14 protein-coding genes are annotated in these 19,801 nt (G+C 73.2%); 2 read left to right on the forward strand and 12 right to left on the reverse strand.

The window, feature by feature from the left end:
• Positions 1-166: 166 nt before the first annotated feature.
• The 4 genes from KME80_RS45135 to KME80_RS45150 form a co-directional block, all read right to left on the reverse strand.
• Entirely contained in the window at positions 167-2,404 is a 2,238-nt protein-coding gene (locus tag KME80_RS45135; protein ID WP_219517926.1) for a heavy metal translocating P-type ATPase, read from the reverse strand.
• 23 nt (positions 2,405-2,427) lie between these two features.
• On the reverse strand, positions 2,428-3,378 hold the full coding sequence (locus tag KME80_RS45140; protein WP_219517928.1) for a DUF8832 domain-containing protein: 951 nt from the start codon (positions 3,376-3,378) through the stop codon (positions 2,428-2,430).
• 91 nt (positions 3,379-3,469) lie between these two features.
• Positions 3,470-4,858 (reverse strand): MFS transporter, encoded by a 1,389-nt coding sequence (locus KME80_RS45145; RefSeq protein ID WP_219517930.1) that lies wholly within the window; start codon positions 4,856-4,858, stop codon positions 3,470-3,472.
• 142 nt (positions 4,859-5,000) lie between these two features.
• A complete protein-coding gene (locus KME80_RS45150) occupies positions 5,001-6,602 on the reverse strand; it encodes an ABC-F family ATP-binding cassette domain-containing protein (protein ID WP_219517931.1) in 1,602 nt (533 codons plus the stop codon).
• Between the two features lie 254 nt (positions 6,603-6,856).
• Between KME80_RS45150 and KME80_RS45155 the strand changes: the two genes are divergently transcribed.
• Together KME80_RS45155 and KME80_RS45160 are read left to right on the forward strand one after the other, a co-directional pair.
• Positions 6,857-7,513, forward strand: coding sequence for a TetR/AcrR family transcriptional regulator (locus KME80_RS45155; protein WP_219517934.1), 657 nt, complete (start codon positions 6,857-6,859; stop codon positions 7,511-7,513).
• Between the two features lie 31 nt (positions 7,514-7,544).
• Complete coding sequence (locus KME80_RS45160) at positions 7,545-9,068, forward strand: serine/threonine protein kinase (protein WP_219517936.1); 1,524 nt, start codon at positions 7,545-7,547, stop codon at positions 9,066-9,068.
• A 155-nt stretch (positions 9,069-9,223) separates the two neighbouring features.
• On the opposite strand, the gene KME80_RS45165 is transcribed toward KME80_RS45160, so the two are convergent.
• The 8 genes from KME80_RS45165 to KME80_RS45200 form a co-directional block, all read right to left on the reverse strand.
• A complete protein-coding gene (locus KME80_RS45165; RefSeq protein WP_219517937.1) occupies positions 9,224-10,633 on the reverse strand; it encodes an MFS transporter in 1,410 nt (469 codons plus the stop codon).
• Between the two features lie 124 nt (positions 10,634-10,757).
• Complete coding sequence (locus tag KME80_RS45170; RefSeq protein WP_219517938.1) at positions 10,758-13,289, reverse strand: DUF4118 domain-containing protein; 2,532 nt, start codon at positions 13,287-13,289, stop codon at positions 10,758-10,760.
• Entirely contained in the window at positions 13,286-14,116 is an 831-nt protein-coding gene (locus KME80_RS45175) for a potassium-transporting ATPase subunit C (RefSeq protein ID WP_219517939.1), read from the reverse strand. Before KME80_RS45175 ends, KME80_RS45170 begins: the two co-directional genes overlap by 4 nt.
• The gene (gene kdpB, locus KME80_RS45180) at positions 14,117-16,147 is read right to left on the reverse strand and encodes a potassium-transporting ATPase subunit KdpB (protein ID WP_219517940.1); all 2,031 of its coding nucleotides are present in this window, start codon (positions 16,145-16,147) and stop codon (positions 14,117-14,119) included. It abuts the gene before it with no gap.
• Between the two features lies 1 nt (position 16,148).
• Positions 16,149-17,810 (reverse strand): potassium-transporting ATPase subunit KdpA, encoded by a 1,662-nt coding sequence (gene kdpA / locus KME80_RS45185; protein WP_219517941.1) that lies wholly within the window; start codon positions 17,808-17,810, stop codon positions 16,149-16,151.
• Positions 17,810-17,899: a K(+)-transporting ATPase subunit F gene (locus KME80_RS45190; RefSeq protein ID WP_219517942.1), complete on the reverse strand. Its 90-nt coding sequence runs from the start codon at positions 17,897-17,899 to the stop codon at positions 17,810-17,812. Before KME80_RS45190 ends, kdpA begins: the two co-directional genes overlap by 1 nt.
• A gap of 230 nt (positions 17,900-18,129) precedes the next feature.
• Positions 18,130-18,810 (reverse strand): hypothetical protein, encoded by a 681-nt coding sequence (locus KME80_RS45195; RefSeq protein ID WP_219517943.1) that lies wholly within the window; start codon positions 18,808-18,810, stop codon positions 18,130-18,132.
• Positions 18,811-18,826: 16 nt separating this feature from the next.
• A partial coding sequence (locus KME80_RS45200; protein WP_219517944.1) for an ABC transporter permease occupies positions 18,827-19,801 on the reverse strand: 975 nt, incomplete at its 5' end.

Consider the following 19,801-nt stretch of genomic DNA (forward strand, 5'->3'; position numbering starts at 1 on the left):
GACGCTGACCTGGTCACCGGAGCGGCCGCCCGCCGCGACGGCGGCGGCGAACTCCGCCCAGGCCGGCGCGTCGTCCGGGGTGAGCGGTCCCCACGTCACGTCCATGATCCCAGGCTAATGCGCCGCCGCCGGAGGTCGTCCGGCGGCGGCGCGTCACGCCCCGAGATCACTTGAAGCTGCGCAGGCGCAGGCTGTTGCTGACCACGAAGACGCTGGAGAACGCCATCGCGGCCCCGGCGATCATCGGGTTGAGCAGGCCGAGCGCGGCCAGCGGCAGGGCGGCCACGTTGTAGGCGAAGGCCCAGAACAGGTTGCCCTTGATCGTGGACAGCGTCCGGCGCGACAGCCGGATGGCGTCGGCCGCCACCCGCAGGTCGCCGCGGACCAGGGTCAGGTCGGACGCCTCGATCGCGGCGTCGGTGCCGGTGCCCATCGCCAGGCCGAGATCGGCCTGGGCCAGCGCGGCGGCGTCGTTGACCCCGTCGCCGACCATCGCCACGACCTTGCCCTCGCCCTGGAGCCGCTTGACCACGTCCACCTTGTCGGCGGGCAGCACCTCGGCGATCACCTCGTCGATGCCCACCTCGGCGGCGACGGTCCGGGCGACCGCCTGGTTGTCGCCGGTCAGCAGCACCGGCGTCAGCCCGAGCGCGCGCAGCTGGGCGATGGCCTCCTTGCTGGTCGGCTTGACCACGTCGGCCACCTCCAGGACCGCGCGGGCCTCGCCGTCCCAGCCGACCGCGACAGCCGTGCGCCCGGCCTCCTGCGCCTCGCGCAGAGCCTGCTCCAGCGCGGGCGTCAGGTGCTGCGACCACTCCTGGAGCAGCCTCGGCCGGCCGACGAGCACCGCGTGCCCGTCGACGACGCCCTGGACGCCGAGCCCTTCGACGTTGGCGAAGCCGTCGACCTCGGGCAGCTCGCCCACCTTGGCCTGGGCGGCGTTGGTGATGGCGCGGGCGATCGGGTGCTCGGAGGCGTGCTCCAGCGCCCCGGCCAGCCGCAGCACCTCGTCCTCGTCCTGGCCGTCGGCCACGTGGACGCCGGTGAGGGTCATCCGGCCCTCGGTGACGGTGCCGGTCTTGTCCAGCACCACGGTGTCGATGCGCCGGGTGGACTCCAGCACCTCCGGGCCCTTGATCAGGATGCCGAGCTGGGCGCCCCTGCCGGTGCCGACCAGCAGCGCGGTGGGGGTGGCCAGGCCGAGCGCGCACGGGCAGGCGATGATCAGCACCGCGACCGCGGCGGTGAACGCCGCCCCGACGCCGTCTCCGGTGCCGAGCCAGAAGCCCAGCGTGCCGACCGCCAGCGCGATCACGATGGGCACGAACACGCCGGAGATCCGGTCGGCCAGCCGCTGCACCTGCGCCTTGCCGGTCTGCGCGTCCTCGACGAGCTTGGCCATCTGGGCGAGCTGGGTGTCGGCGCCGACCCGGGTGGCCCGGACGATCAGCCGGCCGCCCGCGTTGACGGTCGCCCCGGTCACCGGGTCGCCCGGCCGCACCTCGACCGGCACGGACTCGCCGGTCAGCATGGAGGCGTCGACCGCCGAGCTGCCGTCCTCGATCACGCCGTCGGTGGCGATCTTCTCGCCGGGCCTGACCACGAACCGGTCGCCGACCTTGAGCTGCGCGGTCGGGATGCGGCGGCCGTCGGCCAGCTCCACGTCCTTGGCGCCCAGCTCCAGCAGCGCGCGCAGCGCCGCGCCGGCCCGCCGCTTGGACCGCGACTCGAAGTAGCGGCCCGCCAGGATGAACGCGGTCACGCCCGCGGCGGCCTCAAGATAGATGTTGCCCGAGCCGTCGCTGCGCGCGATGGTGAACTCGAACGGGTGCGTCATGCCCGGCACGCCCGCGGTGCCGAAGAACAGCGCCCACACCGACCAGCCCAGCGCCGCGATGGTGCCGATCGAGATCAGAGTGTCCATCGTGGCGGCGCCGTGCCGCAGGTTGGTCCACGCCGCCTTGTGGAACGGCCAGCCCGCGTACACCACCACAGGAGCGGCCAGCACCAGCGACAACCACTGCCAATAGGTGAACTGCAACGCCGGCACCATCGCCATCGCGATCACCGGGACCGACAGCACCACGGAGGTGATCAGCCGCTGCCGCAGCGTGCGCAGCTCGTCGTCCCGCGGCTCGGCCGCGCCCTCGCCGGCAGCCTCGTCCTGCTCGGACGGGGGCAGCGCGGCCGAGTAGCCGGCCTTCTCCACCTCGGCGATCAGCAACTGCGTGTCCACGCCCTCGGGGAAGGTGACCTTCGCCTTCTCCGTCGCGTAGTTGACCGTCGCGGTCACGCCGTCGAGCTTGTTGAGCTTGCGCTCGATCCGGTTCGCGCACGACGCGCACGTCATGCCGCCGATCGAGAGTTCGACCGCGCTCTGCCGGTCATCGGTGCGAGACGTCATCGCCCTGCCTCCAGTTCTCTCGTTCAGTGACTGTGCTCGCCGTGCCCGGTGGGCTCGGCGTCGGGGGTGGGAGCACCCGTCGCCGGGCCGGTGCGCAGCGTGAAGTCGGCCGTACGGACCTTGCCCTCGTGCTGGAAGTCGAGGAAGAGCCGGTAGCCGCCGGCGCTGGGCGCCTCGGCGTAGAAGACGATCTCGGGTCCGGGCTTGGTCTTGCCGTCGCCCGGCTCGCCGTCGGGGTGAACGTGCAGGTAGGCCAGGTCGCCTGCGCGCAGCGCCACCAGATGACCATACGCGCCCAGGTAGGGTTCCAGGTCCGTCACGGGCTTGCCGTCCTTGCTGACGGTCAGCGTGAGCTTGCCGGTGCTGCCGGCGGCCAGGTCGCCGTCGAGCTTGACCTCGTAGCCGTCGACGGTCGAGGTGCGCGTCTCCTCGGGGAGCGGCTTGGGCTCGTGGTCGCCCGCGACGAGCAGGTCGGCGCCCAGGGTGAGCGCCTCGCCGCCGGTCGGGGCGAAGTCGGCGAACGCGCGGTAGGCGCCGGCGGACTCAAGGGTGAGCGGCACCGACCAGACTCCGTCGGCGGCCATCTCCGGGTGCACGTGCTGGAAGGTGTCGAGGTCGCGGGAGACGACGATGAAGTGCATCTTCTTGTCGTGCTGGATCTGGTAGTCGGTGACCGGCTCGCCGCCGGCGTCGGTCACGGTGAACCGGAAGTCGGCCTTCTTGCCTGCCTTGAGCGTGGTCAGCGGATTGAGCGTGTAGCCCTTCTCGGACACTTGGAGCCCCCCGGGGGTATCGTTCTTCGTCTGCTCGGCCTGGTGGCCGCCGTGGCTCTCCGTGGGCTTCGTCGCGGCGGCGTGGTGCTCGGCGGGCGGCTCGCCGACCACCGGGCCCGTCATGTTGCCCACGCCCAGGGCGCCGCCGAACACGACGGCCAGCCCCAGGACGTAGGCGCCCAGCTTGGTGGCCGCGTTCACTTGCGGCCCGCCCTCTCACACCCGGTCCTGCTCATCTCGATCTCCTCTTCGACCCGTTCCACGTCCGCTTCCCTCTCAACACTATACCCCCCTATGGTATTTCCGAGGCAACCTCCTGCCGCGCCGGGCGGCGCATCGAGACCACGGTGAGCACCGCGCCCGCGAGGGCGACGACGCCCGCGCCGATGAACGCGGCCTGGAATCCGCCCGTCAGGTCGGCACTCCCCTGCGAGGTCGCGATGGCCGTCATGACGGCCAGGCCGACGGCGGAGCCGACGTTGTAGGTGGTGTTGACGATGCCCGAGGCCAGCCCGCTCTCCTCCGGCCGCACGCCCGACATCGCGGACATCATGGCCGGGATGTAGGCCAGCGACATGCCGACGGCCGCGATCAGGCTGGCGGGCAGCACGTCGGTGGCGAAGGCCCCGTCCGCGCGGACCAGGCTCAGCCCGAGCACCCCGGCGCCGAGGACGGCCAGGCCGAGCACGATGAGCGGCTTGGCGCCGTAGCGGCCGAGCAGCCGGGCGGTGATGCCGATCATGAAGATCATGACCGCCACCGTCATCGGCAGCAGCGCCGCGCCGCTGGCGAACGCGCCGTAGCCGAGGACCTGCTGCAGGTAGAGGTTGAGGAAGTACCACATCGGGATCCAGGCGGCGCCGAGCAGCGCCATCGCCAGGTTCGAGGCGGCCAGGCCCGGCGTCTTCCACACGCTCAGCGGCATGAGCGGCTGCCGCACCGAGCGCTGCACCAGCAGGAACAGCCCGAGCAGCACCGCCGCGCCCGCGCCCTGGACCAGGGTGGCGGTCAGGCTCTGCTCCGGAGCCCGGACGATCGTGTAGACGGCCAGGGCGATGCCGCCCGTGACGGAGACCGCGCCGAGCACGTCGACCGATCCGCGCCTGCCCTGCGTCGCCGGCAGCAGCCCGGGGACGGCGGCCAGCGTGAGCAGGCCGATCGGGATGTACACGATGAACACCCACGGCCAGCTCAGGTATTCGGTGATCACGCCGCCGAGGAACACCCCGGCGGTGCCGCCGGCCGGCGCGGCGGCGCCGTACAGCGCCATGGCCTTGCCCAGCTCGCGCGGGTTGTGCCCGAACAGCATCATGAGCAGGGTCATCGCGGCCGGCGCGATGAGCGCCCCGCCGACGCCCTGAACGGCGCGGCCGAGGATCTCCACCCACGCGCTGCCCGCGAAGGCGGCGACCACCGATCCGGCGGTCAGCACGACCCATCCGGCGGCGAACACCTTGCGGGCGCCCAGCAGGTCCGACAGACGGCCGCCGAGAAGCAGCAGGCCGCCGAAGGCGATCACGTAGGCGTTGAACACCCACTGCAGGTCGCCCTGGGAGAAGCCGAGGTCACGCTGCATGTCGGGCAGCGCGACCCCGATGATCGACGTGTCCATGATGACCATGAACTGCGCGGCGGCGAGCACGACGAGCGCCCACCACCTGCGCGGGTTGACGGCATTCATAACCGCTCTCCTGACACTCTGGATACCCCTGTGGGGTATCTGCGCGAGGGAACGTAACATACCCCCTAGGGGTTTGCCAAGTGGGCCGTGGAACGCCGGAGGGGCGCCCGCCTCGTGGCGAGCGCCCCTCCGGGTGGTGCGGTCAGAGCTGGAGCCTGGGCCAGCCCGCCGTGTCACGGAGCAGCTGCCGGTCGTGCGTGGCCATCACCACGGCCGCGCCCGTGGCCGCCAGGGCCTCGGTCAGCTCCTCCACCAGCGTCATCGACAGGTGGTTGGTCGGCTCGTCCAGCAGCAGGACGTGCGGCCGGGCGGCCAGCAGCACGGCCAGGTCCAGCCGCCGCCGCTGGCCGAGAGACAGCTCGCTCACCGGCTGGTGCGTGGCGGCGGGCGGCAGCAGGCCGAGCTGCGACAGCCCGACCCGCTCCCCCGACGCCGCGGCGGCCGTCTCGTACACCTCGAAGGCGCGGCGGCGGGACGGCGGCGGCGGCTCCTGGGCGAGCAGCCCGATCCGGACGCCGCGCTTGTGCTGCACGCCGCCTGTCACCGGGTCGAGCGCGCCCGCGAGCACGGCGAGCAGGGTGGACTTGCCGCAGCCGTTGGGCCCGGTGACCAGCAGCCGGTCACCGGCGCGCAGCAGCACCGAGCACGGCTCGTCGAGCCTGCCCGGCACCGTCACGTCGTCGGCCCGCAGCAGCGTCGCGCCCGCCGGGCCGCCGAGGACCGGCGGATGGAAGCGCAGCGGCGGCTGCGGCACGTCCAGGACGTGCGCCTCCAGGTCCTCCTGCCGCCGGTGCACGGCCCGCACCAGGGCGGGCGCCCGGGTGGCGCGGGTGTGCTTGCCCGTGCCCTTCTCCGGGCGCCACCCGGTGGACAGCCGGTTCTGGGCCGCGGACAGGTCCTGGGCCAGCTTCCTGCGCTCCTCCTGCTGGTCGCGGTACTCGCTCTCCCAGCGCTCCCGCTCGGCGCGGCTGCCCTCGCGGTAGCCGGCGTAGCCGCCGCCGTAGACGCGGGGGCGGCCGTCGCGGGTCGGGTCGAGGTCGAGCACGGCCGTGGCGACGTCGGCCAGCAGCGCCCGGTCGTGGCTGACGAGCACCACGCCGCCCGGGTGCTCGCGCAGCCGCGCCGTCAGGTGTTCCAGCCCCGCCGCGTCGAGGTGGTTCGTCGGCTCGTCCAGCAGCAGCAGGTCGTAGCGGGAGCCGAGCAGGCACGCCAGCCGGATCCGGTAGCGCTGCCCCACGGACAGGCCGGCGAGCGGCCGGTCGCGGTCGGCGACCGCGTCCAGGGCGGCGAGCGAGACGTCGACGCGGCGGTCGGCGTCCCACGCGTCGATGGACTCGGCCGCGGCGAGCGCCGCCGCGTACTCCTCGTCGGCGCCGGGGCGCTGCTCGGCGAGCGCCGCCGTCGCCGTCTCGAACGCGTGCAGCACGGCCCGCACCTGGGCCAGCTCCAGATCGATCAGATCGCCGACGGTGCGGTCGCCGTCGACGGGCATCTCCTGGTCGGCGACGCCGATCGTGCCGGCGCGGTGCACGGTGCCGCTGTCGGGCGCCAGGGTCCCGGCGAGCACCTGCAGCAGGGTGGTCTTCCCGCGCCCGTTCTCGCCGACCACCCCCAGCCGGTCTCCGGCGGAGACGGTCAGATCGACCCCGGCGAGTACGGGACGGCCGCCACGGGCCAGATGCAGATCGACGGCGTTGAGGTGGGCCCGCGCACGGGTGGACGACACAGTGGTGTCGGTGAACATACTTCCTCCGGAGAACCGGATCGCGGGCACGCCGAAGAGGCCGGGTGGCGATCCGGGAAAAGGTGAGATGACGGCGGAAGGCTCAGCCGCGCCCGCAGGGCGGGGGCTGAGGCCGTCACTCTCAGAGGAAGTACAGATACTGCATGTCTCCACGGTAACAACCGGGACGGCGACCCCGCAAAGGCATTTGCCGGGCTTGCGGCCCTGTGATCGTTCTTCTAAGTTAGGCCCCGTAACCAGGGGGGAAGGCGGCGATGCGGACCGGCGGGCGGACGGCCATGTTCACGCTGGACGACGTGGTCGAAGCCGGGATGCGCATCGGCCTGGTCGAGCTGACCATGCAGAAGGTCGCCGACGCGCTCGGCGTCACGACCGCGGCCGTCTACCGGCACGTGCCCAGCCGTTCGGCCCTGGAGAGCCTGGTCGGCGAGGCCATCCTGGCCAAGCTGGAGCTGGTCGACGACCCCGCCGAGCCGGCCGCCGCCCACCTGGTCAGCTTCGCCTCACAGCTGCGCCGCTTCACGCTCGAACACCCGGGCACCGCCCTCTACTTCCAGCGGCTGTTCCCGCGCGGCGCCTCCGGCGTCCGGCTGCTGGAGCACCAGATCGCCGCCCTGGGCAGGCGCGGCTACGACCCGGCCGCCGCCACCGTGCTCAGCTCGGCGATCGCCACCATCACGCTCGGCGTCACCGTGGGCGAGCAGGAGCGGGCGGCCCTTCTCGAATCCCCGGCCGCCGACGAGGCGATGGCCGCGATCGCCGGGTCCGACCTGCTGCGGCAGGCCGCGGCAGGCATCCCCGCACACACCCCGGAGGACTACTTCGTGCTGATGATCACCGCGACCGCCGAGGGACTGGTCGCCCAGCTCCCACCCGGCCGGCCGATCACCGTCCCGGGGACCGCGCCCTGAGCGCCGGTCGGCGCGGCTGCGAGGAGGCCCGGTGCCCGAGCCGCTGAACCTCCTCCCCGACGACCCGCGCACGGTCGGGCCCTACCAGCTCGAAGGACGGCTCGGGGCGGGCGGCCAGGGCGCCGTGTACGCGGCCCGCGGCCCCGAGGGCGAACGGGTCGCCGTCAAGCTGCTGCACCCGTACCTGATCGCCGACGAAGAGGCGCGCGTGCGCTTCCTGCGCGAGGTGGAGACCGCCAAGCGGGTCGCGCCGTTCTGCACCGCCCAGATGCTCGACTCCGGGTTCGCCGGGAGCAGGCCGTACATCGTCAGCGAGTTCGTGGACGGGCCGTCGCTGCAGGAGTCCGTCCGGGCGAGCGGGCCGCGCGGCGCGGCGGCGCTGCAACGGCTGGCGATCAACACGGCGACCGCGCTGGCCGCCATCCACGCGGCCGGGGTCGTGCACCGCGACTTCAAGCCGGGCAACGTGCTGCTCGGCCCCGACGGTCCCGTGGTGATCGACTTCGGGATCGCCAAGGCGCTGGACCTGAGCCAGTCGGTCGTCACCAGCCAGCCGATCGGCAGCCCCGCCTACATGGCGCCCGAGCAGATCGCCGGCCGCGAGGTGGGGCCGCCCGCCGACCTGTTCACCTGGGCCGCGACCATGCACTACGCGGCCACGGGCAGCCGGGCGTTCGGCGGCGACACCATCCCCGCCACCCTGCACGCGGTCCTCAACTCCGAGCCCGACCTCGACGGGCTGGAGGTGCGCTTCGCCCGGCTGCTGCGCGAGTGCCTGTCCAAGGACCCCGCCAAGCGGCCCACCGCCGCCCAGGTGGTCGAACGGCTCCGCGCGCTGCCCCCGCCCGCCTGGCAGCACGCCCCGGTTTCGGCGAAGAACGCCAGGAAGCCGGCGCGGCGGCGCGCGGTCGTCGCCGCCTCGGTCGCGGGCGCGCTGGGCGTGGCGGCCGGGGTCGGCTTCTACGCGCTGGCGCCCGCCACCGCCCAGCAGCAGGCGGCGGCCCCGACGTCCTCGGTCACCGGCACGCCCGGCACCCCCACCGGCAGCCCGCCGCCGCCCACGACGCCGCCCACGACGCACCTGCCGTCGATCACCGCGATGCAGGGCGACGTCTCCGACCTCGCCAAGAGCTCCGCGGCCACCCCGACCAAGGTGCCCCGCAGGGCCTCCACGGCCCCGCCCGCGGACCCCGACCCCGACCCGCCGAGCAGCCGCAAGCCCACCACCGCCCCGAAGACGGCCAAGCCGACCCCGAAGGTCACCCACCAGTCGACGACCCCCAAGACCCCGGCGGACCAGGAGACCACCCGCCCGCCGGCGCCCGCCCCCTCCACCGGCCAGGTCAGCTGGAACGACGCCACGGCCTACTGCAAGGAGCAGGGCTACAAGGGGATCTCGTACATGGCCGGGTGGCAGGGCATGAAGTGCCAGGGCAGCGACCACGAGATCTCGCCGACGACGCTGTGCGCGTGGAAGTACCCCGCCTACTCCAACGCCGTCGGCGAGCAACCGTCCAACCCGTACACCCCGATGGCCACCTGCCGCCTGTCATGACCCCGCCCCCACCGGGGGACCCGCTCTGGGGCAGAACCGCGTCAGGGGCGGGGCCGTCGAGGGGGCAAGAGCCCCTTCGGGGGGCAGGCCCCGTCAGGGGCCTAAGCCGTCAGAGGCGGGGGCACCGAGAGGGCGGGCCCGTCAGTCCCGGGTTGTCAGGACGGGCGGCGGTCGTTGCGGGCCGCCAGGGCCATGCCCGCGGCGGCGGTGAGGACGCCGATCAGGGCGTAGCCGAACGCGGTCCGGTAGCCGGCGACCAGCGCCTCCGGGCCGCCCGGCGCGTCCGCCGTGACGGAGGCGGCGGCGCCGACCAGGACGGCCAGGCCGAACGCGCCGCCGAGCTGGTCCACCGAGCGCTGCACGCCGGAGGCGACCCCGGCGTCCGCCTCGGTGACCCCGTGCAGGGCGGCGTTCTGCAATGCGATCAGCCCGATCGCCATCCCGGCCGCGACGGCGACCATGCCGGGCACCACGTCGATCCACAGCCGGCCGTCGACCGGCAGCCGGGCCAGCCAGCCCACCCCGGCCGCCGTGCACAGCAGCCCGGCGATCGCGGTGTGCTTCATGCCGAGCACCCGGATGAGCCCGGCCACCCGCGTGACGGCCAGCAGCAGCGCGGCGCAGAATGGCAGAAACGCCAGCCCGGACTGCAGCGGGCTCAGCCCGAGCACGTTCTGCAGGTAGAGGGTGGCCAGGAAGAACGTGGTCGACAGCGCGGCGCTGAGCAGCACGGTCGCCGCGTTCGCGACGGCCCTGGTGCGGTCGGTGAAGAAGCCGAGCGGCACCAACGGCTCCCGGGTCCTGGCCTCCACCAGGACGAACAGGCCCAGCGCGAGCGCCCCGGCGCCGAGCGGGACCAGGACCCCGGGGTCGGTCCACGGGTGATGGGCGGCCCGCAGGATGCCGTACACCAGGGCGACGGGACCGAACGTGAGGAGCGCGGCCCCCGGCAGGTCCAGCCGCCCGCCCGCGCGGGGGCCGTCGCCGCGCACCAGGAGCGGCGTCACCAGCACCACCACGAGCGCGAGCGGCACGTTCACGAAGAAGATCCACCGCCAGTGCAGCAGCTCGGTGAGCACCCCGGAGAGCAGGACGCCGACCGCGAGCCCGCTGCCGGAGATCGCGCCCCACACGCCGAGCGCCTTGGCGCGTTCGGCGGGTTCGGTGAACAGCAGCGCGATCAGCGACATCGCGGCGGGTGAGGCCAGCGCCTCGCCCACGCCCTGCCCGAATCGGGCGAGGACGAGCGTCTCCAGGGTGGGGGCGAGCCCGGCGGCCAGCGACGCCACCCCGAAGACCGCGGCGCCGGCCAGGAACAGCCGGCGGCGGCCGAGCAGGTCGGCGATCCGCCCGCCGAACAGCAGCAGCCCGCCGCCGACCAGCGCGTATCCGTTGACGACCCAGGCGAGGGCAGCGGCGTCGGCGCCGAACTCCCCGCCGATGGACGGCAGCGCCACGTTGACCACGGTGACGTCGACGGCGATGAGGAACTGCAGGAGGGAGAGCAGGGAAAGGACGAGCCAGGACCGGCCGAGGGCGCGGTCAGGCTCCTGAACGAAAGCCATGTTGAAGGGAACTCCAGGCCAGGCGCTCGTCACGGACGAGAGCCGAAAAGAAGGAACGGGCACCTGTCGCGCCGCGGTGGGGCGCGCCTGGAGTTACTTGGTGAACGAGGCCATGCGCGGGAGGCTAGCAGATGGACAGGGTGACGGTCATGGTCAGGCCGCCTCCCGGCGTCTCCTCCGGTACGAGGGTGCCGCCCATCGCCTCGGTGAGGCCGCGCGAGAGGGCCAGGCCGAGCCCGACGCCGGAGTGGTTGTCGCGGTCGCCGAGCCGCTGGAACGGCTGGAAGACCCGGTCGTGCGCCTCCGGCGGGATGCCGGGGCCCCGGTCGACGACGCGGATCTCGACCCGGTCGCCGTGCCCGCTGGCGGAGACGGTGACGCGCTCTCCCGGCGGGCTGAAGCGTACGGCGTTGGCCATGAGGTTGGCCAGGACGCGCTCCAGCAGGGCCGGGTCGGCGAGGATGTCGGGCAGGCCGGGCGGGAGGTCGGCGTCGACGCGGTCGCGCAGCGGGCCGAGGTCGTCGACGGCTCGCGGGAGGATCTCCTGCACGGCGGTCGGCTGCTGGTGCACGCCGAGGACGCCGGCTTGCAGGCGGCTCATGTCGAGCAGGTTGTCCACCAGGCGGGCGAGCCTGTCGAGGGATTCGGCGGCGGTGGCGAGCAGTTCGGCGCGGTCGGCGTCGCTCCAGGCGATCTCGGTGTTGGCCAGGCTCTCGACGGCGGCCTTGGCGGAGGCGAGCGGCGTGCGCAGGTCATGGCTGACGGCGGCGAGCAGCGCGGTGCGCATCCTGTCGGCCTCGGCGAGCGGGCGGGCCCGTTCGGCGGCCTCCTGGAGGCGTTGCTGGCGCAGCGCGACGGCGGTCTCGGCGGCGAAGGCCTCCAGGACCGCGCGGTCGGCGGCCTCCAGCGGGCCGCCCCGGGCGGCCACGATCAGGTCGTCGTCGACGACCACGTCGGTGTCGGCGCGGCCGGGGCAGGTGGCGGGGGCGCCGCCGGTGGAGGCGACGATGCGCCAGGCGTCCGGGTCGTCCTGGTGGTCGGGCGCGCGGGCGGCGCCGGGCTGCCGTTCGAGCAGGGTGACCGTGGTGAGGCCGAACGCCTCGCGCATCCGTTCCAGCAGCGACGGCACGGCCGCCTCGCCGCGCAGCACGTGCCCGGCCAGCGTGGACAGCAGCTCGGCGTCGGCGCTGGCGCGGGCGGCCTGGCGGGTGCGCCGGGCCGCGATGTCCACGATCGTGCTCACCGCGACGGCCACCAGCACGAACACGGCCAGCGCGAACAGGTTCTCCGGGTCGTGGATGGTGAACTCGCCGGTGGGCGGGGTGAAGAACCAGTTGAGCAGCAGCGATCCGCCCACCGCCGCGGTGATCGCCGGCCACATGCCGCCGGCCAGCGCGACGCCGACGGTCAGGCAGAGGAAGAACAGGATCTCGCTGGTCAGCGACAGCACGTCGCGGAAGGCCGACAGCGTGAACGTCAGCAGCGGCATCCCGGCCACGGCCAGCGCCCAGCCGGTGAGCTGCCGCGCGCGGGTGAGCGCGGTCCGCGAGCGGACCGGCCTGCGGCGCCCCCTCTTGGCCTCCTCGTGCGTGATCATGTGGACGTCGATGGAGCCGGACCGGGCGGTGGTCTCGACGCCGACGCCGCGCGAGAGCACCTGCGCGAACCGGCCCCGCCGGGAGGCGCCGAGGACGAGCTGCGTGGCGTTGACGCCGCGGGCGAAGTCGAGCAGCGCGCGCGGCACGTCGTCGCCGACCACCTGGTGGTAGGTGCCGCCCAGGCTCTCGACCAGCGTGCGCTGCCGCGCCAGGCTGGCGGGGTCGGCCCCGGCCAGGCCGTCGGCTCTGGTGACGTGCACGGCCAGCAGGTCGGCGCCCTTGCTGCGGGCGGCGATGCGGGCCGCCCGGCGCACCAGCGTGTCGCCCTCGGGGCCGCCGGTCAGCGCGACGACCACGCGCTCGCGGGTCTCCCACGTGCCGGCGATGCCGTGGTCGGCGCGGTAACGGTCGAGCTGGTCGTCGACCTTCCCGGCCACCCACAGCAGGGCCAGCTCGCGCAGCGCGGTCAGGTTGCCGACGCGGAAGTAGTTGGCCATCGCCGCGTCGACCTTCTCGGGCGCGTACACGTTGCCGTGGGCCATGCGGCGGCGCAGCGCCTCGGGCGACATGTCGACCAGCTCGACCTGGTCGGCGCGGCGCACCACCTCGTCGGGGACGGTCTCGCGCTGCGGCACGCCGGTGATCTCCCGCACCACGTCGTTGACCGACTCCAGGTGCTGGACGTTCACCGTGGAGATCACGTCGATGCCCGCGTCGAGGATCTCGTCGATGTCCTGCCAGCGCTTGACGTTCCGGGAACCGGGCACGTTGGTGTGGGCCAGCTCGTCGATCAGCGCCACCTTGGGTGCGCGGGCGATCACGGCCTCGGTGTCCAGCTCGGTGAAGGTGGCGCCCCGGTGCGTCAGCGTCCGGCGCGGGATCACCTCCATGCCCTCCAGGAGGGCGGCGGTGCGGGGGCGGCCGTGGGTCTCGACGAGCCCCACGACCACGTCCCGGCCGCGCTGCAGGGCGCGGCGGCCCTCGCCGAGCATCGCGTACGTCTTGCCCACCCCGGGCGCCGCCCCGAGGTAGACGCGCAGGCGGCCTCGGCTGCTCATGACCGGTCGAGGGCCAGGTTCAGTTCGAGCACGTTCACCGCCGGCTCGCCCATGAAGCCGAGCGCCCGGCCGGTGGTGTGCTGGTCGATGAGCCGTTCGACGGCGGCCCGGTCGAGGCCGCGCTCCCCGGCCACGCGCGCCGCCTGGAGGCGGGCGTAGGCGACGGAGATGTGCGGGTCGAGGCCGGAGCCACTGGCGGTGACCGCGTCGGCGGGCACGGCGGGCGGGCCAGCCGCTCCCCTGACGGGCACGGTACGGCCTGCCGCGTAATCCTCGCCGGGCGTGGCGCACTCGACCTTCAGCCCCCGGTAGGAGGCGGTGAACGGGGTGGCCGGGCAGGGCTGGTTGACGCTGACGGCGCGGCCGGGGAAGACCTTCAGCACCGCGCCGACCCCGTCCGGCGTGCAGTACGGGCGGGCGCCGCTGACGCCTTCGAGCTCACCGACGGCCTTGGAGCGGGCGCAGACCTGGGTGAGCAGCGACTGGCGGCCCTCCTCGCCGGGCGTGGGCAGCGTGTCGACGACGTCCTCGGGGCCGAGGTTGCTCGCGCCGGTCGCGGTCGGGTCGTAGCCGGCGGCCGACGGCCTGGACTGGAAGTACTTCCTGACGGGCTCGCCGTCCGGGCCGGTGAAGGACTGGCCGATGAGCGCGCTGCCCACCTCCCTGCCCCCGGCCAGCACGAGCGAGCCGTCGGCGTGGTCGTCGAACAGCGCCTGGGCGACGCCGGTGGTGACCAGCGGGTAGACCAGGCCGAGCAGCACGGTCAGGACGGCGACCGCCCGGATCGCGGCGACATACCGGCGGAGCCGGCTGGGCAGACGTTCCATTTACGACATCCCCGGAAGGAACTGGACGAGCAGGTCGATGAGCTTGATGCCGGCGAACGGCGCGACGACGCCGCCCAGGCCGTAGACGTACAGGTTGCGGCTGAGCAGCTTGGACGCGCTGGACGGACGGTATCGGACGCCCCTGAGAGCCAGCGGGATCAGCGCGACGATGACGAGCGCGTTGAACACCACCGCTGACAGGATCGCCGACTGGGGGCTGGCCAGGCGCATGATGTTGAGCGTGTCGAGGCCCGGGTAGACGGCCGCGAACATCGCCGGGATGATCGCGAAGTACTTCGCGAGGTCGTTGGCGATCGAGAACGTGGTCAGCGCGCCGCGCGTGATGAGCAGTTGCTTGCCGATCTCGACGATCTCGATGAGCTTGGTGGGGTCGGAGTCCAGGTCGACCATGTTGCCGGCCTCTTTGGCCGCGCTGGTGCCGGTGTTCATGGCGACGCCGACGTCCGCCTGGGCCAGGGCGGGGGCGTCGTTGGTGCCGTCGCCGGTCATCGCGACGAGCCGGCCGCCCTCCTGCTCCCGTTTGATCAGCGCCAGCTTGTCCTCGGGGGTGGCCTCGGCCAGGAAGTCGTCCACCCCGGCCTCGTCGGCGATGGCCCTGGCCGTCAGCGGGTTGTCGCCGGTGATCATGACGGTGCGGATGCCCATCCGGCGCATCTCGTCGAACCGCTCGCGCATGCCCGGCTTGACCACGTCCTTGAGGTGGATGACGCCGAGCACCCGGCCCTTCTCGGCCACGACGAGCGGGGTGCCGCCGGAGGCGGAGATGCCGTCCACCAGGTGGCCGACCTCCTCCGTGGGGTGGCCGCCGGCGTCGCGCACCCACTTCATCACCGCCGTGGCGGCGCCCTTGCGGATCTCGCGCCCGCCCACGTTGACGCCGGACATCCGGGTCTGCGCGGTGAACCGCACCCATTCGGCGTCGGCCACCTCGCGTTCGCGCAGCCCGTACACCTCCTTGGCGTGCACCACGACGGAACGGCCCTCGGGGGTCTCGTCGGCCAGGCTGGAGAGCTGGGCCGCCTCCGCGAGCTGCTGCTCGGTGACCCCGGAGACGGGGACGAACTCGCCGGCCTGCCGGTTGCCCAGGGTGATCGTGCCGGTCTTGTCCAGCAGCAGCGTGGACACGTCGCCCGCCGCCTCGACCGCCCGGCCGGACATGGCCAGCACGTTGCGCTGCACCAGGCGGTCCATCCCGGCGATGCCGATGGCCGACAGCAGTGCGCCGATCGTGGTCGGGATCAGGCAGACGAGCAGCGAGACCAGCACGATGCCGGTGACGCCGTCGGCGTCCAGCGCGAGCGAGTCGGGCACGCCCGGGTTGACGAGCTTGGCGTACACGGCGAGCGGCTGCATGGTCACGGTCGCGACCAGGAAGATGATCGTCAGCGCGGCGAGCAGGATGTTGAGCGCGATCTCGTTGGGCGTCTTCTGCCGGTTCGCGCCCTCGACCAGGCCGATCATCCGGTCGATGAAGCTCTCGCCGGGCTTCTGGGTGATCCGGACTACGATCCGGTCGGACAGCACCTTCGTGCCGCCGGTCACCGCCGACCGGTCGCCGCCGGACTCGCGGATGACGGGCGCGGACTCACCGGTGATGGCCGACTCGTCCACCGAGGCGACGCCCTCGACCACGTCGCCGTCACCGGGGATGATCTCCCCGGCCTCGACCACGACGAGGTCGCCCTGGCGCAGTTCGGGGGCGCCGACCTCGGTCCACTCGCCGGACCCGCGGCTGGTCAGGCGGCGCGCCCGGGTGTCGGTCCTGGCCTTGCGCAGCGTGGCGGCCTGGGCCTTGCCGCGTCCCTCGGCGACGGCCTCGGCCAGGTTCGCGAAGATCACGGTCAGCCACAGCCACGCCACGATCGCCCAGGCGAACACCGACGGGTCGAGCACGGCCAGCACGGTGGTGAACGCCGCGCCGATCTCCACGATGAGCATCACCGGGTTGCGCCACAGCGTGGCGGGGTTGAGCTTCTTCAGCGCGTCAGGCAACGACGCGAGTGGCGACATGTCAGGACAGTCCTTCTGCGAGCGGGCCGAGCGCGAGCGCCGGGAGGAAGGTGAGGGCGACCAGGACGACGGTCACGCCGACGACCAGGCCGACGAACTGCGGCCGGTGCGTCGGCAGCGTGCCCGCGCCCTCGGGGACGGACGACTGCCGGGCCAGCGAGCCGGCCAGCGCCAGCACCAGGATGATCGACAGGAACCGGCCGAGAATCATGCACAGGCCGAGCGCCACGTCGTACCAGGGCGTGCTGACCGTGAGTCCGGCGAAGGCCGAGCCGTTGTTGTTGGAGGCGCTGGTGAAGGCGTACAGGACCTCGGTGAGGCCGTGCGGGCCGCTGTTGAGCATGCCCGCGCGCTGTTCGGCCGAGCCCATCGCGAGCGCGGTGCCGGTCAGCACCAGCATCGGGGTGACCAGGAAGTACAGCGAGGCGAGCTTGATCTCGCGGGCGCCGATCTTCTTGCCGAGATACTCGGGCGTGCGGCCGACCATCAGCCCGGCCACGAACACGGTGATCACCGCCAGCACGAGCATCCCGTACAGGCCCGCGCCGACGCCGCCCGGGGCGACCTCGCCGAGCATCATGTTGACCAGCGGCATCATCCCGCCCAGCGGCGTGTAGGAGTCGTGGAAGGAGTTGACCGCGCCGGTGCTGGTGAGGGTCGTCGCCGCGGCGAAGGTCGCCGAGCCGGAGACGCCGAAGCGCAGCTCCTTGCCCTCCAGCGCCGCCCCGGCCGCCTGCGGGACCGTCGCGTCGCCGCTCAGCTCGAACACGTTGGTGAGCACGACGCCGGCCAGCGCGAGCACGCCCATCACCGCGAGGATCGCCCGGCCCTGCCGGAGCTGGCCCACCATCCTGCCGAACGTGCGCGGCAGCGCGAACGGGATGAGCAGGATCAGGAAGATCTCGAACCAGTTCGTCCAGCTCGTCGCGTTCTCGAAGGGGTGGGAGGAGTTGGCGTTGTAGAAGCCGCCGCCGTTCGTGCCCAGCTCCTTGATGACCTCCTGGGAGGCGACCGGGCCGCCGGTGATGTGCTGCACGCCGCCGGTCAGCGTCGTCACCTCGTGCGGGGCAGCGAAGTTCTGCACCAGGCCGCCCGAGACCAGCACCAGCGCGCCGGCGAACGCGATCGGCAGCAGGATGCGCACACAGCCGCGCACCAGGTCGACCCAGAAGTTGCCGATCGTCTCGGCCTTGCGGCGGGCGAACCCGCGCACCAGCGCGACCGCCACCGCCATGCCGACGGACGCCGACACGAAGTTCTGCACCGCCAGGGCCGCCATCTGGACCAGGTGGCCCATCGTGGACTCGCCCGAGTACGCCTGCCAGTTCGTGTTCGTGACGAAGCTGACCGCGGTGTTCCACGCGATGTGGTCGGTGACGGGCTCCATGCCCAGGCTCAGCGGCAGCCTGTCCTGGAGGCGCTGCAACCCGTACACGACGAGCAGGGAGACCAGCGAGAACGCGAGCAGGCTGCGTGCGTAGACCGCCCAGCCCTGCTCGGCGTCGGCGCGCACGCCGAGCAGCCGGTAGAGGACCCGCTCGGCGGCGTTGTGCCTGGCGCCGGTGTAGACGCGGTGCATGTAGTCGCCGAGCGGCCGGTGCACCAGGGCCAGCGCGACGACGAGGGAGACGACGAAGAGCGCCCCCGCGGCTGTCGCGCTCATCAGAACCGCTCCGGGAACAGCAGGGCCATGACCATGAAGGCGACCAGGACCACGACGACCCCGAGACCGATGGCGTTGATCGCGCTCACAGGCGCTCCACCGCCCGCACGACAAGCCCGAAGACCACGAAGATCGCGATCGTCAGGGCGACGAAGACGACGTCGGCCATCCCTGCTCCTCAACTCCGGTTGCTGTGTCAACCGCTCGGGAAGAGCGGTTCACGACCCAGCAAAATCCCGAAATAGAGCGATTCGGCCGATCTTGACGACTTCTGTACGCCCAGCGCGGGTTTATTGACGCGATCCGTACGCCCCCGGCGTCAGGGCTTCCACGTGGTGAACGCGATCTCCAGCTCGACCGGCTCGTACGAGACCCGCATGACGGTCACCAGCGCCACGTGCTTCTCCGTCGTCTCGGCGCAGACCTTGGCGCCCTGCCCCAGGTCCTCCAGGCCGAGCTCCGGCCGCCGGTACTTCTGGTGCGCGAGCAGGTTCGCGCAGTCGGCGGCGGAGGCGGCGGTCGCCGGGGCGATCACGTAGCGGGCCGTCGAGTCGGAGCCGTGGACGTGGTCGTCCTCCAGGATGACCTCGGCCGGGCCGCCCTCCCTGGCGGGGCCCACCAGGATGTCGGAGCCGCCGTGGCCGGGCTTGCCCGTGTCGAGGTCCACCTTGTCGCCGTCGTTGCACACCATCGTCCACGAGCACGGCCGCAGCACGTAGCCGTCGCTGGCCGCGACCACCGCCGGCTGCGTGGCCGCCGCCGACGGCGCGGGCGTGCCGGACGCCGTGGTGGCCAGGGCGGAGGCCACCAGCGGCCACAGCGCGGCGAACATCGACACGATGCCGGCGAGCCAGCCGCACCGCTCCGTCCAGGTCCAGAACGGCGACTCCTGGCCGCCGCCCCCGCCGGAGGCGGCGCGCCGCTTGACCGCGTGGCGGATGGCGAGGATCAGCGCTCCGGCCGCCACGCAGACGATCAGCCAGATGCCCGTCCACAACATGGATGCTTGTCTCCCGTCAGTGACTCTTGGTGAGGCGCCGGGACAGCCAGAACGTGGCCCCGGCGAAACAGGCGAACGTCACGACCCCGAGCGCGGCCAGGTCGAACAGCCACTGGTCGAGGTCGTGCCGCCACAGCGCGTCGGCCGGGGTGCCGGGCGCGCCCAGCTCGCGCAGGCCGAGCGAGGACGCCGCGGCCGCCAGCCCCCAGCGGTCGGGCAGGAGCGCGGCCACGGTGGTGAGCAGCGCATTGCCGGACAGGTCGGCTGTGACGCCGTTCAGCGCGATTTGCGCGATCGAGGTGGCGGTCACCAGGGCGACGGCCTGCTCCAGCCGCCGGGCCGCCACCGAGATGAGCAGGCCCAGCGACATCGACGCCACGGTCAGAGCCGCCAGGTTCACGGCCAGCTCCACCGCCGGGCCGAACGCCAGCGAGTGCGCGGGCCCGGTTCGCACCTGGAGGAACACCACGGTGATCAGCACCGCCTGCGCCACGGCGACCACCGCGTGGACGAGCCAGCGCGACAGCATCACGGCCAGGGCCGGCGTCCCGGTGCGGCGCTCTCTGCGGATGATCGGGTAGTCCGCGACGATCTCGCTGTAGGTGAGCGCCTGGCCGCTGAGCACGCAGAGCGTGGTCAGCAGGCTCAGCGCCGTCGGCGCCGCCGCGCCGCCGAGCCCCGACTCCCCCGCCACGAGCCCGGCCAGGGCCGCCGACCCGGCGGCGATCAGCAGCGGCATCAGCGCCACCGCCGCCCGGCGCGCCCACTCGGCCGCCTTCCGGTCGTCATCCCCCCGGTTGCGCGACGCGCCGCGTGCGACCAGCAACGCGACCTGCCGCAGCACGAGCACCACGAGCTGCCGCGCGAACGTCCGCACCGCCCGCCGCCGCGGCCGCACCCCGCCCGCGCCCGGCCGCCCGGCGGGCTCGGCCCGGGCGGCCCGGGTCGCCTCCGCTTCCGCCTCGGCGGCCGCCGTGCCGGTGGGGTAGCG

The organism is Nonomuraea ceibae (genome assembly GCF_019396325.1).
Lineage (GTDB): Bacteria > Actinomycetota > Actinomycetes > Streptosporangiales > Streptosporangiaceae > Nonomuraea > Nonomuraea ceibae.

Bases quoted from the DNA above. Each gene is read 5' to 3' on its own strand.
- KME80_RS45135 (WP_219517926.1), bottom strand. From the start codon at position 2,404: ATGACGTCTCGCACCGATGACCGGCAGAGCGCGGTCGAACTCTCGATC.
- KME80_RS45145 (WP_219517930.1), bottom strand. From the start codon at position 4,858: ATGAATGCCGTCAACCCGCGCAGGTGGTGGGCGCTCGTCGTGCTCGCC.
- KME80_RS45150 (WP_219517931.1), bottom strand. From the start codon at position 6,602: ATGTTCACCGACACCACTGTGTCGTCCACCCGTGCGCGGGCCCACCTC.
- KME80_RS45155 (WP_219517934.1), top strand. From the start codon at position 6,857: ATGCGGACCGGCGGGCGGACGGCCATGTTCACGCTGGACGACGTGGTC.
- KME80_RS45165 (WP_219517937.1), bottom strand. From the start codon at position 10,633: ATGGCTTTCGTTCAGGAGCCTGACCGCGCCCTCGGCCGGTCCTGGCTC.
- KME80_RS45170 (WP_219517938.1), bottom strand. From the start codon at position 13,289: ATGAGCAGCCGAGGCCGCCTGCGCGTCTACCTCGGGGCGGCGCCCGGG.
- KME80_RS45175 (WP_219517939.1), bottom strand. From the start codon at position 14,116: ATGGAACGTCTGCCCAGCCGGCTCCGCCGGTATGTCGCCGCGATCCGG.
- kdpB (WP_219517940.1), bottom strand. From the start codon at position 16,147: ATGTCGCCACTCGCGTCGTTGCCTGACGCGCTGAAGAAGCTCAACCCC.
- kdpA (WP_219517941.1), bottom strand. From the start codon at position 17,810: ATGAGCGCGACAGCCGCGGGGGCGCTCTTCGTCGTCTCCCTCGTCGTC.
- KME80_RS45195 (WP_219517943.1), bottom strand. From the start codon at position 18,810: ATGTTGTGGACGGGCATCTGGCTGATCGTCTGCGTGGCGGCCGGAGCG.